Source organism: Azospirillum sp. UENF 312511 (genome assembly GCF_058780635.1).
The window spans coordinates 264891-280492 of the sequence record NZ_JBSNCG010000003.1 but is presented as its reverse complement, the minus strand read 5'-3'; the positions used below and the strand labels follow the sequence as shown (position 1 = coordinate 280492).

Genomic DNA, 15602 nt, shown 5'->3' with positions numbered 1-15602 from the left:
TCGGAGCCAGGGTTGAATCCCGTCGAGACACCGCAACAACGGGACAGGACCGATGACCAGCATCTTCGACCGGATCAAGCAGGACCACGACACCATCCGCCGCCTGCTCGACGCGGCCGAGAAGGCGGACGGCGACGGGCGCGCCGCCTATGAGGATCTGCAGCGCGAGCTGTGGGCGCACGGCAAGATCGAGGAGGCCGTCTTCTACCAATCGCTGTCCAAGGCCAAGAACACCAAGCAGGAGACCACCGAGGGCCTGAACGAGCACCACATCATCAACGGCTTCCTCGACGAGCTGAACGCCATGCCCGCCGACAGCACCGCTTGGAAGGCCAAGCTCCAGGTGCTGGGCGAGGTCACCCGCCACCACCTCGACGAGGAGGAGGAGGAGCTGTTCGAGGAGGCCAAGAAGGCGCTCGACGACAAGCGCGCCGAGGAACTCGGCAGCATCTATGGCGAGCGCAAGAAGCAGATGCTGGCTGCCCTGGCCCCGCTGCCCAAGAGCGCATAACACCGAGAGCAACGGCGTTCCGGTGAAACTCCGGTGAAACGATGGACCGCAGTCTCTTGCGCCGGGGCTTCCCGCCGTGACAGGCTGCGGTCTTCCGTTCCGCTGCACGAATCGTCGCCATGCCCCCGATCGCAAAGACTCCGATCGCCAAACCCGCCCCGAAATCCGCCGCCGGCTCGCTCGCCTCCTTCGCGCCCTGGGCGGGGGAGGGTGGTGTCCGCGTCTATCTGAGGCCGGTCGGGCTGCTGCCCATCGCCGCCTGGAGCGCCGGGGCGGCGGTGCCGCTGGCCGGCGGGCGCTTTTCCTTCGCCACCGCCGAACTGATCGTCCGGCAGGGGGCGCGGATCGAGCGGGCCTTCGCGCCGCTGACCGAAATCATGGCCTGGGGGTGGGAGCGCGGCACCGCCGTGGCGCAGAGCCTCGACAAGCGGCTGGGCGCACTGACCCGTGGTCGGGCGCCGTTCGCCGGGCTGGACCTCGGGCGTCCGCGCATCATGGCCATTGTCAACGTGACGCCGGACAGCTTTTCCGATGGGGGCGACTTCTTCGACGCCGGAATCGCCATCGCCCATGGCGAGGCGATGCTGGAGGCCGGCGCCGACCTGCTGGACGTCGGCGGCGAATCCACCCGTCCCGGTTCCGCCCCCGTGTCGCCGGAGGAGGAGGAGGCCCGCGTCCTGCCGGTCGTCCGCCACTTCGCGGCCAAGGGCGCCGTGGTCTCGGTGGACACGCGCCACGCGCGGGTGATGCGCGCGGCGCTCGACGCCGGGGCGGCGCTGATCAACGACGTGGCCGGGCTGCGCGACCTCGGCGCGCTGCCGCTGGTGGCGGAGAAGGCGGCCCCGGTGGTGGTCATGCACATGCGGGGCGAACCCGGCACCATGCAGCAGAACCCGACCTATGAGGACGCGGCGCTCGACGTGTTCGACTGGTTGGAAGAGCGGGTGGAGGCCTGCCTCGCCGCCGGGGTGGCGCTGGAGCGCATCGCCATCGATCCCGGGATCGGCTTCGGCAAGACGGTGGAGCACAATCTCGACATCCTGCGCCACACCGCCCTCTATCACGGGCTGGGCTGCGCCCTGCTGATCGGGCTGTCGCGCAAGACCCTGATCGGCAAGCTGTCGCGCAGCGAGCCGCCGAAGGAGCGTCTGGGCGGCTCGCTGGCCGGGGGGCTGGAAACGCTGAACCAGGGCGCGCAGATCCTGCGTGTGCATGACGTTCCCCAAACGATCCAGGCGCGCGCCGTCTGGGAGGGGCTGCACCCTGCAAGGGTGCCGTGATCGCAGCGTGCGCGTAACCCTTTGGCGTCTGCGCGGAAGGGTTCTTGACCCTGCCCCCCGCGGCAAGCGATGACCTTCTCACCACATCCGCGATTGCGGTACAGTGACTGGCCTATTCCTGAGGGATTTCATGACGCGACACCTGTTCGGCACCGACGGCATCCGTGGCACCGCCAACATCGACCCGATGACGGCGGAAACCGCCCTGCGCGTCGCGATGGCGTCCGCTTTGCAGTTCCGCCGGGGTGACCACCGGCACCGCGTGGTGATCGGCAAGGACACCCGCCTCTCGGGTTATCTTCTGGAGCCGGCGCTGACCGCGGGCTTCATCTCCATGGGCATGGACGTGGTGCTGCTCGGCCCGCTGCCGACGCCCGCCGTCGCCATGCTGACGCGCTCGCTGCGCGCCGATCTCGGCGTGATGATCTCCGCCTCGCACAACCCGTATCAGGACAACGGCATCAAGCTGTTCGGCCCGGACGGCTACAAGCTGTCGGACGCGGTGGAGATCGCCATCGAGACGCGCATGGGCCAGCCCTTCGCGCCGGACCTCGCCGGCTCCGCCGATCTCGGCCGCGCCTCGCGCCTTGAGGATTCGACGGGCCGCTACATCGAGTATGTGAAGAACACCTTCCCGCGCGGCTTGCGGCTGGACGGGCTGAAGATCGTCGTGGACTGCGCCAACGGTGCCGCCTACCGCGTCGCCCCGAAGGTGCTGTACGAGCTGGGGGCCGACGTGATCCCGGTCGGGGTCAACCCGGATGGCCTGAACATCAACAAGGACTGCGGCGCCACCGCCACCCGCACCCTGCAGGAGCAGGTGGTGGCCCACGGCGCCCATCTGGGCATCGCGCTGGACGGCGACGCCGACCGCCTGATCATGGTCGACGAGGCCGGGCGCGTCGTCGACGGCGATCAGGTGATGGCGCTCATCGCCTCCTCCTGGGCGCAGGCGCAGACGCTGAAGGGCGGCGGCGTGGTCGCCACGGTCATGTCCAACCTGGGCATGGAACGGCACCTCCAGGGGCTGGGCATCGCTCTGGTCCGCACGCCGGTCGGTGACCGCTATGTGGTGGAACATATGCGCGAGCACGGCTACAACGTCGGTGGGGAGCAGTCGGGGCACGTCGTGCTGTCCGATTATTCCACGACGGGCGACGGGCTGATCGCCGCACTCCAGGTCCTGGCGGTGCTGATCCAGTCCGGCGGCCGGGCGGCCAGCGAGGTCTGCCAGGTCTTCGCCCCGGTGCCGCAGAAGCTGACCAACGTCCGCTTCGCCGCCGGGTCGAAGCCTCTGGAGATCGCTTCCGTCCAGGCGGCGATCCGCGACGGCGAGGCGCGGCTGAACGGGTCGGGACGCATCCTGATCCGCAAGTCGGGGACCGAGCCGGTGATCCGCGTCATGGCGGAAGGCGACGACGAAGGGCTGGTGCACGCGGTGGTGGCCGACATTGCCGGCGCCATCACGGACGCCGCCCGGCTGGAGACCGCCTCCTAAGGCCCACCCTCCAACCAGACGACCAGACGGAAGCAATCCCGATGCAGGCCCACCCGATCAACGGCCGTGTTCTCATCGTCGCCGGGTCCGATTCCGGCGGCGGTGCCGGCATCCAGGCGGACATCAAGGCGGTCAGCGCGCTGAACGCCTTCGCCATGACCGCCATCGCGGCGCTGACCGCGCAGAACACGACGGGGGTCTTTGGTGTGCTGCCCGTCGATCCGGCCTTCGTCGCCCTGCAGATGAAGGTGGTGCTGGAGGATCTCGGGGCCGACAGCATCAAGATCGGCATGCTCGCCACCGCCGCCGTCATCGAGGCGGTGGCCGGCGAGTATGAGGCGCGGGCCATCAACGTTCCGCTGGTCGTCGATCCGGTGATGGTTTCGAAGAGCGGTCATTTCCTGCTGGAGCCCGACGCCGTGCAGACCCTGCGCAAGCGCCTGCTGCCCCATGCGGAGCTGGTCACCCCCAACCTGCCGGAGGCCGAGGCGTTGACCGACATCCCGGTGCGCAACCTGGACGACATGCGCCGCGCCGCCGAGATGATCCGCACCTTCGGACCGAAGGCCGTCCTGCTGAAGGGCGGCCATCTGGAGGACGAGCGGCTGTGCGACCTGCTGCTCACCGAGGATGGCGAGGAGGTGTTCGAGGGGCGTCGCATCCACACCCCGCACACCCACGGCACCGGCTGCACCCTGGCCTCGGCCATCGCCGCCGGCATCGCCCAGGGATTGAGCGTGCGCGATTCGGTGGCCCGCGCCCGCGCCTATGTGGACGAGGCCATCCGCTCGGCTCCCGGTTTCGGGCATGGTCACGGCCCGCTGAACCATCTGCACACGGTCCGGCCGTTCCCGTAAGGGCGCGGCCCTTCCGCTTCTCCTCGATCACACGATCGACAGCATCGCCGTCTGCGGATTTTCCAGCAGGTCGGCCAGGGTGCGCAGGCCGCGCGCCAGCTCGTCCCGGCTGTGCGGGTGACAGAGGCCCAGCCGCACGGCGTGGGGGGCGCTGGCCCGGCCCACGGCGAACACGTCGCCGCCCGTCACCTTCACGCCGCGCCGCAGCGCCTCCGCGATGAAATCGTCGCGCCGCCAGGGCTCGGGCAGGACCAGCCAGAGATGCTGCGCCGACGCGTGCCCGCAGACGGCGCTGGCGGGCAGGATGGAGCGGGCGATCTGCTGGCGCGCCATGGCTTCTCCGCGCTGGGCCTCGGCGATGCGGTCGGCGCTGCCGTCGGTGATCCAGCGCGTCGCGACCTCCGGCGGCAGGGGCGGGGAGGAGTATTGCAGGGCGCGGATGACCGCCTCGACGCGCGGCACCAGGGCCGGCGGAGCGACCACATAGCCGACGCGCAGGCCGGCCGACACGCTCTTGGACAAGCTGTTGACGTAGACGGTGACGTCCGGGGCGATGGCTTGGATGGGCTTGGCGTCATGGACCAGGAAGCCGAACACGTCATCCTCGACCAGCATCACCCCGTAGCGGCGGGCGATGGCGGCGATCTCCACGCGCCGGGCCTGCGGCATGACGGAGGCGGTGGGGTTGTGCATGGTCGGCACCAGATACAGGGCCTTGGGCGCCAGACGGCGGCAGGCGCTGTCGAAACTGTCCGGGACCACGCCATGCTCGTCGATGGCGATGCCTTCCAGATGGTAGCCCTCGACCGCGCTCAGGGTTTTGATGCCGTAGTTGGTCAGCCGCTCGGTCAGCACAACGTCGCCGGGGCGCGCCACCGCGGCCAGCGCCACCGCCATGGCGTTCTGCGCGCCCGTGGTCAGCAGGACCGTGTCGGCGGAGGTGGCCACCCGGTGCTGCCGCGTCAGCCACTGCGCCCCGGCGGCGCGGTGCGCGGGCAGGCCGGCGTGCGGCGCGTATTCCAGAAGCGCCCCGAGATTCGGTGACGCGCCGATGGCGGCCAGGGTGGCGCCCATCATCGGCACCGACATCGGGTGCTCCGGCGTCACGACGGTCATGTTGACGACGGAGGGTTCGGGCCGGGGCGTCCAACTGAAGGGGTCGGAGGGGGGCATGTGCCGCTGCCCCTGCACGAAGGTGCCGCGCCCGACCTCGCCGCCGATCAGCCCGCGCTTCTCCGCCTCGGTGTAGGCGCGGGTGATGGTGCCGACGGTGACGCCGAGGCGGTAGGCGAGGTCGCGGTGGGTGGGAAGCCGCGTGCCGGGGGCGAGCCGTCCGTTGGCGATGTCGTCGGACAGGGCGTCGGCGATGGCGCGGTAACGGGGGCCTTGCCGCCCCTCCAGATCAGGAACCCAATGTGTCATGGGGACAATGATGACATTGTACCGATCGCTCGACAAGTGTCACCGCATTGTCGCAATTGTGCGGTTCCGATTGCGCTGGCAACTCGGGAACCCGGATGGCCGGGCGGGCGTTGCAGTCAGGACCGCCCGGCGCCGCTTCGGCATCCCTTTCGCGCCGGGCACAGCCGGGAGAATTCAGGCATGAGCGCCGAAAACGCCATCCGACACACCTACGACCGCTTCTTTGGGGGCGAACGGAATCTCGGGCCGCTGGAACGCGCCGTGTCCACCGGCCTCGGCCTTGTCATGGCGGCGGGCGGCGTGCGCCGCGGCGCCGACGTGCGGGGCGCCATCATGGGTCTGGCTGGCGCCGCCCTGGTGGCCCGCGGCATGAGCGGCCATTGCCCGCTGAAGGCCATGGTGGCGGACGAGGACCACGACCGCCTGTCCGGTCCGCGTTCGGAGCGCTACAGCCCCGGTGAAGGGCCGCTGGAGCGCACGCCGGCCCGCACCGGCTCCTATTCCTGACGGAACGGTGCAGTCAGAGGATGACGGTCATGAGGACGAGGAAGCGGCGCGGCGCCGCCGCTTCCACTCCTTCCAGCGCCGCTCGCCGCGCACCAGCGCGCGGTTGATCGGCGGGCGAAGGAACGGAACGTCGTAGGCGAGCAGCACGAGGCCGAGGGGCAGCATCCAGATGCCCAGCACAGGCAGGAAGCTGAGCAGACCGCCGAGAATCAGCAGCAGCCCGGCGGGGACGCGCACCCAGGTCGCCCGCGGCTCGCGGAGCCAAGCCAACACCCGCGCCATGGAGTCGGGAAGCTTCTCCTGGATGCGATCCACCCGCCGTTCGAGGCGTCTGTGGTGCTGGTCGCTCAACGCGGCACTCTCCATGTTGTTGATCCGGCTCTGGTGGTTGTTGACGGGTGAAGCGGCGGCCCGGCTTCCCGGACCGGTCGCTCCCAAGCCGCCATATGGGAACAGCCAGGCGTGTTCCAAGCTCCCGTTCGTGTGGAACCGCTGAGCGGGCGGGCATCTTGAAAGGCGCCGGCCACACGGCCAACTATTAGGGCAATCAGGGTCCGGGCCCCTCTGGCAGCCGAGTCGTCGGCCGCGATGTCGGACCTCTTCATCCGCTTTTGCGCCGACGGGCATGACCGCATCTGGAGGGCCTTTTCGGTGGACAGCGCAGGCATACCGTCCCGCCGCCGCTCAAGCGCGGCAGACCCGCTGCCCAATTTGCTGCCATGTGCCCCCCGCCGGTCCGAGGCTTGCCGGTTAGAAGCTTGAACGAGGGAGTTTTCGCAATGTTCGACCAGTATCCCAACCAGAGTTGTTGGGGCGCCGGCGCCGCGGGCGTGGACCGTGCGGCGTTCGACGAGGGCCTGCGCAAGCACATGCTGCGGGTCTACAACTTCATGATGCTCGGCCTTGGCGTGACGGGGCTTGTGGCGCTGTTCGTGGCGAGCACGCCGGCGCTGTACGTTCCGATCTTCACGACCCCGCTGAAGTGGGTGGTGATGCTGGCGCCGCTGGCCTTCATCATGGTGCTGTCCTTCCGCTTCCACGCGATGTCGGCGACCGCGCTGCAGGGGCTGTTCTGGGCCTTCTGCGCGGTGATGGGCGTGTCGATGGCGTCGATCTTCCTGGTCTTCACCGGGGCCAGCGTGGCGCGGGTGTTCTTCATCACCGCGGCGATGTTCGCGGCGATGAGCCTGTGGGGCTACACCACCAAGGCCGACCTGTCGAAGATGGGCTCGTTCCTGATGATGGGCCTGATCGGCATCGTCATCGCCAGCCTGGTCAACATCTTCGTCGGCTCCAGCGCGCTGCAGTTCGCCGTCTCGGTGATCGGCGTGGTCATCTTCACCGGCCTGACCGCCTACGACACCCAGCGCATCAAGGAGGAGTACGCCGAGGGCTACGGGCATGAGGCCAACACCAAGCTCGCCGTCATGGGCGCCCTCTCGCTCTACCTCAACTTCATCAACCTCTTCCAGATGCTCCTCCAGCTCATGGGCAACCGCGAGTAACGGGACCGCATCCGGCGCCAGTCAGGGCGCCACACCGGGCCGGCCGCTTTCCGCGGCCGGCCTTTTTCATGCCCGGAGGGTGAGGGCGCCGGAGGTTGGGCTCGTCCAGGGGGGTGTCACGGGTGGGTGTGGCCGGCGGGATACATCCGATATCGGAAATGTAATGGTGACAATAACGACATTGACCGGGATGATTGCGCGGACATAATCACCATTGTCTCGATTGTTCGGGGCCGAATGTTTTGATGAAGGAGGCACATTATGCGCATCACAGAAGCGACCCGCTCGTCCGGATCGTCCTCGTTCACGACCGTCTTCAAGGTCATCGCGCGCGCCCTCTCCGTCGGCATCCGCCCCGTCTGGTTCGTGATGGAGGCCGGCCTGAACGGCTACGAGCGGTGGCGGCAGCGGCAGGCGCTGATGCGGCTGGACGATCATCTGCTGAAGGACATCGGCGTGTCCCGCGCCGACGTGGACAGCGAGGTCAACAAGCCGTTCTGGCGGGGTTGATGCGATGAGTGCCGATGCGATCCTCTACGCCGTCGAGCCCGACCTGACCGCCGACGCCTTCATCGACGTGCTTCACCGCTCCGGGCTGGCCGAACGCCGGCCCGTCGCGGACCGCCCGCGGGTGGAAGCGATGCTGCGCAACGCCGGCCTGATCGTCACCGCCCGCAAGGCGGACGGCGACCTGATCGGCGTCGCCCGCTCCGTCACCGATTTCGCCTTCTGCTGCTACCTGTCCGACCTCGCCGTCGACCGCGCCTGTCAGGGGCGCGGCATCGGCAAGGAGTTGATGCGCCGCACCCGCGCCGCGGTGGGGGAGGGCGTGACCTGCCTTCTCCTGTCGGCGCCCAAGGCGGTCACCTTCTACGAGGCGGCGGGGATGGAGCGGCACGCCCAGGCATTCCTATTCACCGAGAAACCCTAAGGAGGCACCGTGCGCCTTCCCCTGTATCAGGTCGATGCCTTCGCGGACGCGGTGTTCGCGGGCAACCCGGCGGCGGTCGTGCCGCTGGAGGACTGGCTTCCCGACGCGACGCTCCAGGCCATTGCGGCGGAAAACAACTTGGCGGAGACCGCCTTCCTCGTCCGCCGCGGCGACGGTTACGAGATCCGCTGGTTCACCCCGACGGTCGAGGTGGACCTGTGCGGTCACGCCACGCTGGCCTCGGCCTTCGTCATCGCGACGATGCTGGAGTGGGGCTGCCCGCGCATCGACTTCGCCACCCGGGAAGCCGGAACCCTCAGCGTCACTCGCAACGGCGACCTCTACACGCTGGATTTCCCCAGCCGCCCGCCGGAACCGCTGGCCGGGCCGCCGGCCGGCCTGCTCGACGCGCTGGGCGGACCGCCGCCGACGGCGCTGCTGAAGGCGCGCGACCTCGTGGTCGTCTATGACGACGAGGCGACGGTGCGCGGCCTGACCCCCGACATGAGCGCCCTGGCCCGGCTGGAGGATTTCTACGCGGTCATCGTGACGGCGCCGGGCAGCGGCGGCGTGGACTTCGTCTCCCGCTTCTTCGCGCCGGCCCAGGGGATTCCCGAAGACCCGGTAACCGGCTCCGCCCATTGCACGCTGATCCCCTATTGGGCGCAGCGGCTGGGCAAGGAGCGGCTGAAGGCCCGGCAGGTCTCGGCCCGCGGCGGTTCCCTGTCCTGTGAACTGGTAGGCGACCGTGTGAAGATCGCCGGGAAAGCGGTTCTCTATATGGATGGCGCCATCTACATTTAGCGCTGTCCATACGAGGACCGATGGAACGGGAGGGCAGCGGGCATGGCGGGGCGTTACTTCGAGGATTTCCGCGTCGGTGACGTGATCGACACCGAAGGGGCGACGGTCACCGACAGCCAGATCATGGATTTCGCCCAGCGCTTCGACCCGCAACCCTTCCACATGGACGCGGTGGCCGCCGCGGAGGGGCCGTTCGGCGGGCTGATCGCCAGCGGCTTCCACACCCTGTCCCTGACCTTCCGGCTGTTCCGCGACACCGGGGCCATCACCGGCACCAGCCTGGGCGGCTCGGGCGGCGACGAACTGCGCTGGCTGCGCCCGGTGCGGCCCGGCGACACGCTGCGCGTCCGGGTGGAGGTGGTGGAGGCCATCCCGTCCCGCCGCGGCGACCGTGGCACGGTCCGGCTGGCCTACACCACGCTGAACCAGCATGGCGAGGCGGTGATGACCATCACCCTGAACCACATCGTGGCCACCCGCAGTGTCCCGGCCGAATAAGAAGGACAAGCGCGGCCTGTTCCGTCGCGCGTCTTGATCCGCAGGCCCGGCCCCTGTATAGCCTCGCCCCTTCCATCACGGCGGGGGTTCCCATGACGGCTTGCGGCCTCGATTTCGGCACGTCCAACACGACGCTCGGCGTGCGGACGGCGTCCGCGGCTGCCGGCACGGGAGGGGGCGGTTACGGCCTGCTTGCCCTCGACGGCGCGCGGACGACCCTGCCCAGCGCCGTCTTCTTTGATTTCGAAGCCGACGCGGTGACGGTGGGGCAGGCGGCCATCGACGCCTATGCGTCGGGCGTCGAGGGGCGCTTGATGCGCTCCATCAAGTCGATGCTGGGCACCGACCTGATCGACGCCGACACCGCGCTGCGCAAGGGCCGCATCACCTTCCGCGCGGTCATCGCCACCTTCCTGGCCGCGGTCAAGGAGCGGGCGGAGACGGCGCTCGGCAGCGAACTGACCGACGTGGTGCTCGGGCGCCCGGTGCATTTCGTGGACGGCGACCCGGCGGGCGACGCCGCGGCGGAGGAGACTCTGGGCGAGATCGCCCGCTCCGTCGGCTTCCGCGGCATCTCCTTCCAGTACGAACCGATCGCCGCCGCGCTCGACTACGAGCAGCAGGTCGAGCGGGAGGAGCTGGCCCTGATCGCCGACATCGGCGGCGGCACGTCGGACTTCTCCATCGTCCGCATCGGGCCGGAGCGGCGCGGGCGGGCCGACCGCAGCGCCGACATCCTGGCCAACGACGGCATCCGTGTCGGCGGCACCGACTTCGACCGCGACCTGTCGTTGGCGACGGCCATGCCGCTGCTTGGCCACGGCAGCGCCATGAAGCGCCCCGGTCTGCTGGCCCCCAAGCATTTGTTCTTCGATCTGGCGACTTGGTCGAAAATCAACTTCCTCTACACCGCCAAGGCGATGGCCGATCTGGAGCGTCTGAAGCGCGATTCCGCGACTCCGGACCGCATCGAGCGGCTGATCGGCGTGGTCGAGCATCGGCTGGGGCACGCGCTGGCCATGGCGGTGGAGCGCACCAAGATCGCCCTGTCCGACGGACCTGAGGCCGGCCTGTTGCTGGATTGGGGCGGGGGCGGCCTGACGCGCCCGGTGTCGGTGGACGAGTTGAACGAGGCGACGGCGATCCTGGCCGGCCGCATCGGCGGGCGGGTGCGCGCCTGTCTGGCCGAGGCCGGCACGCTGCCGGCGGAGATCGACGCGGTGTTCCTGACCGGCGGCTCCACGCTGCTGCCGCAGGTGCGGGCGGCCATCCTGGCCGAACTGCCCGGCGCCCGTGTGGTCGAGGGCAACATCTTCGGCTCGGTCGGCACCGGTCTGACCATTGAGGCGGCGCGGCGTTTCGGCGGCACCGCCTGAGACACCCTTCAAGTCCCGGACACGAAAAAGCCCACCGACGGTGCCGTCGGTGGGCTTTTTCGTGCTCTGCTCCACGGTTTGGCCCTCCGGTGGTGCCCGCCGCGCCGCGAGGGCGGGGCGGGCACCGGAGTACCGAAGTCCGACGGATCAGACCGAGTAGTACATCTTGTACTCGATCGGGTGCGGCATGGTCTCGAAGGCCAGCAGCTCCTCGGTGCGCAGGTCGATGTAGGACTCAATCATGTCCTTGGTGAACACGTCGCCCTTCTGCAGGAAGGCGCTGTCGGCCTTCAGGCTGTCCAGGGCCTCGCGCAGCGAGCCGCAAACCGTCGGAACCTTGGCCAGTTCTTCGGCCGGCAGGTCGTACAGGTTCTTGTCCATCGCCTCGCCCGGATGGATCTTGTTCTGGATGCCGTCCAGACCGGCCATCAGCAGGGCGGCGAAGGCCAGGTACGGGTTGGCCGACGGATCCGGGAAGCGGACCTCGACGCGCTTGCCCTTCGGCGACGCGACGTACGGGATGCGGCAGGAGGCCGAACGGTTGCGGGCCGAGTAGGCCAGCAGAACCGGAGCCTCATAGCCCGGGACCAGACGCTTGTACGAGTTGGTCGTCGGGTTGGTGAAGGCGTTCAGCGCCTTGGCGTGCTTGATGATGCCGCCGATGTAGTACAGCGCCAGCTCCGACAGGTCGGCGTACTGGTTGCCGGCGAACAGCGGCTGGCCTTCCTTCCAGATCGACTGGTGCATGTGCATGCCCGAGCCGTTGTCGCCGAAGACGGGCTTCGGCATGAAGGTCGCGGTCTTGCCGTAGGCGTGGGCGACGTTGTGCACGACGTACTTGTAGTACTGCATGTTGTCGCCGGTGCGGACCAGCGTGTCGAACTTGATGCCCAGCTCATGCTGCGAAGCGGCCACCTCGTGGTGGTGCTTCTCGACCGGCACGCCCATCTCGGCGAGCACGCTCAGCATCTCGGCGCGCAGGTCCGAGCCGCTGTCGACCGGAGCGACCGGGAAGTAGCCGCCCTTGACGCCCGGGCGGTGGCCCAGGTTGCCGTCCTCATAGTCCTTGTCCGAGGTGTACGGGCCTTCCTCCGAGTCGAACTCGTAGGACACCTTGTTCATCTCGACCTTGAACTTCACGTCGTCGAAGACGAAGAACTCGGCTTCCGGGCCGAAGTAGGCGGTGTCGCCGATGCCGGCCGATGCCATGTACTTCTCGGCGGCCTTCGCGATGCCGCGCGGGCAGCGGGCGTAGGGCTGGCCGGTCGACGGCTCGTAGACGTCGCAGAGGATGTTCAGCGTCGGCTGGGCCGAGAACGGGTCCATGACGGCGGTGGTCGGGTCGAGCTGGAGGATCATGTCCGACTCGTTGATCGCCTTCCAACCGGCGATCGAGGAGCCGTCGAACATGATGCCGTCCTCGAACACGTCCTCGTCGATGGTCGAGACGTGCTGAGCGGTGTGGTGCAGCTTGCCGCGCGGGTCGGTGAAGCGGAGGTCCACGTACTTGACGTCGTGTTCCTTGATCAGGTCGAAGACCTTGCTGATGTCGGACATATCTCTTTTTCCACGCTTAAGAGGTTTGGGTCCCGCTGCGTCAAACCGACCGAGGGGCGGGTGACGGCGCTCGCGGCGGACGTTATGTCATGCCTTTCCCAAGCACACAACGTGACAGCACAAAAAGTCGCGCCCGGATGGGTCTCCACGCACGGATCGTTCCGGTCGCGGTTGCGACGGTCTGCGTCGGCCCGATCGGTGTCGGCCGGCTTTGCGTCGGTTGTGGGCGGGGCTGGTTCATGTTGGCCGGTGGTCGGGTTTCCGGGACGCGATCAGATCGCGTCGCCTCCCTTCTCGCCGGTCCGGATGCGGACAACTTCTTCCACGGGGGTGACGAAGATCTTGCCGTCGCCGATGCGGCCGGTGTGGGCGGCCTGCTGGATCGCCTCGATCGCCCGCTCCACCAGGGAGTCCTCCATCACCACCTCGATCTTCACCTTCGGCAGGAAGTCGACCACATACTCCGCGCCGCGGTACAGCTCGGTGTGCCCCTTCTGACGGCCGAAGCCCTTGGCCTCGGTGACGGTGATGCCCTTGATGCCGACTTCGTGAAGGGCTTCCTTCACTTCGTCGAGTTTGAACGGCTTAATGATGGCTTCGATCTTCTTCATGGGTCTCTCGTGTACGAGGTGCCAACGCCGGCAGGCACCGTCCACGGCTCTGCCGACGGTCCGAAGTAAAGCACGTTGCGTGCCAATCGGAGGGGTTGCGATCCGGCTGCGTGGGATGCCGGGCCGCAGCGGGCCGATGCCACCGTGGGCGGCACGCGACTGCCAACGGATAGGGCGAAGTGAACAATATTTGTGCACAAGCTGCAAGCAATCCGCGCAGCCATACCCTTTCGGATGGGGTAGGGGCGGCCTTCGCCAAGCTTTTTCACATTGATGAATGTGGTGGAAAATAGAGCTTGACCCGCCCCGTCCCTTGGGGCAAATAGGCGACCCCGGTGGCGGTGGTAGCTCAGTTGGTAGAGCTCTCGGTTGTGGTCCGAGCGGTCGTGGGTTCGAGTCCCATCCATCGCCCCAGTCCCCCTTGACGGTGGATGCGCGTGCCTCGTGAGGAGTTCACGTCGGCGTTGCATCGATCGAACGGGCGGGTGGGGTGTTTGCGGACGGGTCATTCCGTCCCCCGGTGGCGGTGGTAGCTCAGTTGGTAGAGCTCTCGGTTGTGGTCCGAGCGGTCGTGGGTTCGAGTCCCATCCATCGCCCCAGTTCCTCCTTCCAATTCCTGTGCCAATCAGGCCATTCCTTTCATTCCCCCTGTGCCCGGCTATGCTGCGGCCGTCGCGGTGCTTATTGTGCCGGGTGACGGTGATGCGGGATTGCGGCGGGTGGAGGCGATGGACGAACTGCTTTCCGTGGCGGAGATGTACCGCGCCGACGCGCTGACCATGGCGGGCGGCGTGCCGGGGCCTGTGCTGATGGAGGCGGCGGGGGCCGCGGTGGTGCGCGCGGTCTGCGAGCGCTGGGCGCCGCACCCGACGGTCGTTCTGTGCGGGCCGGGCAACAACGGCGGCGACGGGTTCGTCATCGCGCGTCTTCTTCTCGAAGCGGGCTGGCCGGTGCGGCTGGCCCTGCTGGGGTCGCGCTCCGCCCTGCGCGGCGACGCGGCGGTGGCGGCCGGGCGCTGGACCGGACCGGTGGAGGCCGCCGACCCGTGGCTGCTGGAAGGCAACCCCCTGGTCATCGACGCGCTGTTCGGGGCCGGGCTGGCCCGCCCGCTCGACGGCATGGCCAAGGAGGTCGTCGAGGCGATGGCCGGGCGCACCGTCGTCGCCGTGGACGTGCCGAGCGGCCTGCACGGCGACAGCGGCCAAGTGATGGGGGTGGCCCCGCAGGCGGCGCTGACCGTCACCTTCTTCCGCCGCAAGCCCGGCCATCTGCTGCTGCCGGGCCGGGCCCTCTGCGGGGAGGTGGTGGTCGCCGACATCGGCATTCCCGACACCGTGCTGGACGCCATCGCGCCGCAAATCCTGGTGAACGGCCCCGACCTGTGGCGGCAGCGCTACCCCTGGCCGCGGCTCGACGCGCACAAATACGCGCGGGGGCACGCGGTGGTGCTGGGCGGGGCGCGGATGACCGGCGCGGCGCGGCTGTCGGCGCGGGGCGCCCTGCGCGCCGGGGCGGGGCTGGTCACCGTGGCCTGTCCACCCGACTCGGTGCCGATCTATGCCGCCGGCTCGCCCAGCCTGATCGTGACCGACGTGGCGGACGGCGCCGCCTTCGAGGCCCTGCTGGCGGACCCGCGCAAGAACGCGGTGCTGCTGGGGCCGGGCGCCGGAGTCGGAGCGGACACGCGGGGCCACGCGCTCGCCGCGCTGGGCGCTGGAAAGGCCTGCGTGCTGGACGCCGACGCGCTGACCAGCTTCGCCGAGTCGCCCGACGACCTGCTCGACCGGCTGAACGCGCGCTGCCTGCTGACCCCGCACGAGGGCGAATTCGCCCGGGTCTTTCCGGACATCGCGGCGCAGGAGGGCGGCAAATTGACCCGCGCCCGTGCCGCTGCGGCGCGCTGCGGCGCGGTCGTCCTTTTGAAGGGTGCCGACACGGTGGTCGCGGCACCGGATGGGCGGGCCGTCATCAACGCCAACGCTCCGGCCGATCTGGCGACCGCCGGGTCGGGGGATGTGCTGGCGGGCATCGCGCTCGGGCTGATCGCCCAGGGGATGGACACGTTCGACGCCGCCTGCGCCGCGGTCTGGCTGCACGGCGAGGCGGCGAACGCCTTCGGGCCGGGCCTGATCGCCGAGGATTTGCCGGACGCGCTGCCGGGGGTGCTGAAGCGGCTCAAGGCGGGCGCGCGCTGACCCGGCGTCCCCAGGGCATACATACGCCCGGACAGGGGGCTTACCCTTAA

16 protein-coding genes and 2 tRNA genes are annotated in these 15602 nt (G+C 68.9%); 14 read left to right on the top strand and 4 right to left on the bottom strand.

Translation table 11 applies throughout. From position 1 onward, the window contains the following. Positions 1-52: 52 nt before the first annotated feature. The 4 genes from ACWPN7_RS12685 (at position 53) to thiD (ending at position 4146) form a co-directional block, all read left to right on the top strand. Positions 53-511 carry a hemerythrin domain-containing protein gene (locus ACWPN7_RS12685; protein WP_014240091.1) on the top strand — a complete coding sequence of 153 codons (459 nt, stop codon included), beginning with the start codon at positions 53-55 and terminating at the stop codon, positions 509-511. A 119-nt stretch (positions 512-630) separates the two neighbouring features. After that, positions 631-1791, top strand: coding sequence for a dihydropteroate synthase (gene folP / locus ACWPN7_RS12680; RefSeq protein ID WP_459197845.1), 1161 nt, complete (start codon positions 631-633; stop codon positions 1789-1791). Positions 1792-1921: 130 nt separating this feature from the next. Beyond that, positions 1922-3289 (top strand): phosphoglucosamine mutase, encoded by a 1368-nt coding sequence (glmM, locus tag ACWPN7_RS12675; RefSeq protein WP_103040645.1) that lies wholly within the window; start codon positions 1922-1924, stop codon positions 3287-3289. Positions 3290-3330: 41 nt separating this feature from the next. Then, positions 3331-4146 carry a bifunctional hydroxymethylpyrimidine kinase/phosphomethylpyrimidine kinase gene (gene thiD, locus ACWPN7_RS12670; RefSeq protein WP_175428576.1) on the top strand — a complete coding sequence of 272 codons (816 nt, stop codon included), beginning with the start codon at positions 3331-3333 and terminating at the stop codon, positions 4144-4146. Positions 4147-4173: 27 nt separating this feature from the next. On the opposite strand, the gene ACWPN7_RS12665 is transcribed toward thiD, so the two are convergent. After that, the gene (locus ACWPN7_RS12665) at positions 4174-5568 is read right to left on the bottom strand and encodes an aminotransferase-like domain-containing protein (RefSeq protein ID WP_038528435.1); all 1395 of its coding nucleotides are present in this window, start codon (positions 5566-5568) and stop codon (positions 4174-4176) included. Between the two features lie 180 nt (positions 5569-5748). Between ACWPN7_RS12665 and ACWPN7_RS12660 the strand changes: the two genes are divergently transcribed. Further along, positions 5749-6075, top strand: a complete 327-nt coding sequence (locus ACWPN7_RS12660; protein WP_014240096.1) for a YgaP family membrane protein — start codon at positions 5749-5751, stop codon at positions 6073-6075. A gap of 27 nt (positions 6076-6102) precedes the next feature. On the opposite strand, the gene ACWPN7_RS12655 is transcribed toward ACWPN7_RS12660, so the two are convergent. After that, positions 6103-6426: a hypothetical protein gene (locus ACWPN7_RS12655; RefSeq protein ID WP_038528432.1), complete on the bottom strand. Its 324-nt coding sequence runs from the start codon at positions 6424-6426 to the stop codon at positions 6103-6105. A gap of 428 nt (positions 6427-6854) precedes the next feature. On the opposite strand from ACWPN7_RS12655, the gene ACWPN7_RS12650 reads away from it, so the two are divergent. From ACWPN7_RS12650 to ACWPN7_RS12625, 6 genes are all read left to right on the top strand, one after another. After that, positions 6855-7580: a Bax inhibitor-1/YccA family protein gene (locus ACWPN7_RS12650; protein ID WP_492273302.1), complete on the top strand. Its 726-nt coding sequence runs from the start codon at positions 6855-6857 to the stop codon at positions 7578-7580. Between the two features lie 261 nt (positions 7581-7841). Beyond that, positions 7842-8090: a DUF1127 domain-containing protein gene (locus tag ACWPN7_RS12645; protein ID WP_038528427.1), complete on the top strand. Its 249-nt coding sequence runs from the start codon at positions 7842-7844 to the stop codon at positions 8088-8090. Positions 8091-8094: 4 nt separating this feature from the next. After that, the gene (locus ACWPN7_RS12640; RefSeq protein WP_038528425.1) at positions 8095-8511 is read left to right on the top strand and encodes a GNAT family N-acetyltransferase; all 417 of its coding nucleotides are present in this window, start codon (positions 8095-8097) and stop codon (positions 8509-8511) included. 9 nt (positions 8512-8520) lie between these two features. Continuing rightward, entirely contained in the window at positions 8521-9315 is a 795-nt protein-coding gene (locus ACWPN7_RS12635; protein ID WP_038528422.1) for a PhzF family phenazine biosynthesis protein, read from the top strand. A 42-nt stretch (positions 9316-9357) separates the two neighbouring features. After that, on the top strand, positions 9358-9813 hold the full coding sequence (locus tag ACWPN7_RS12630; RefSeq protein WP_014240103.1) for a MaoC family dehydratase: 456 nt from the start codon (positions 9358-9360) through the stop codon (positions 9811-9813). A 92-nt stretch (positions 9814-9905) separates the two neighbouring features. Next, the gene (locus tag ACWPN7_RS12625) at positions 9906-11189 is read left to right on the top strand and encodes an Hsp70 family protein (protein ID WP_038528420.1); all 1284 of its coding nucleotides are present in this window, start codon (positions 9906-9908) and stop codon (positions 11187-11189) included. 147 nt (positions 11190-11336) lie between these two features. Here the strand turns inward: ACWPN7_RS12625 and glnA are convergent, their stop codons facing one another. Together glnA and ACWPN7_RS12615 are read right to left on the bottom strand one after the other, a co-directional pair. Next, positions 11337-12746, bottom strand: coding sequence for a type I glutamate--ammonia ligase (glnA, locus tag ACWPN7_RS12620; RefSeq protein ID WP_014240105.1), 1410 nt, complete (start codon positions 12744-12746; stop codon positions 11337-11339). 272 nt (positions 12747-13018) lie between these two features. Continuing rightward, positions 13019-13357 (bottom strand): P-II family nitrogen regulator, encoded by a 339-nt coding sequence (locus tag ACWPN7_RS12615; protein ID WP_014240107.1) that lies wholly within the window; start codon positions 13355-13357, stop codon positions 13019-13021. Positions 13358-13695: 338 nt separating this feature from the next. On the opposite strand from ACWPN7_RS12615, the gene ACWPN7_RS12610 reads away from it, so the two are divergent. The 3 genes from ACWPN7_RS12610 (at position 13696) to ACWPN7_RS12600 (ending at position 15552) form a co-directional block, all read left to right on the top strand. Beyond that, positions 13696-13771: transfer RNA gene (locus tag ACWPN7_RS12610), tRNA-His, on the top strand. Between the two features lie 109 nt (positions 13772-13880). Next, positions 13881-13956 (top strand) — tRNA-His (locus ACWPN7_RS12605). 129 nt (positions 13957-14085) lie between these two features. After that, entirely contained in the window at positions 14086-15552 is a 1467-nt protein-coding gene (locus ACWPN7_RS12600) for an NAD(P)H-hydrate dehydratase (protein ID WP_456522486.1), read from the top strand. Positions 15553-15602: the final 50 nt, after the last annotated feature.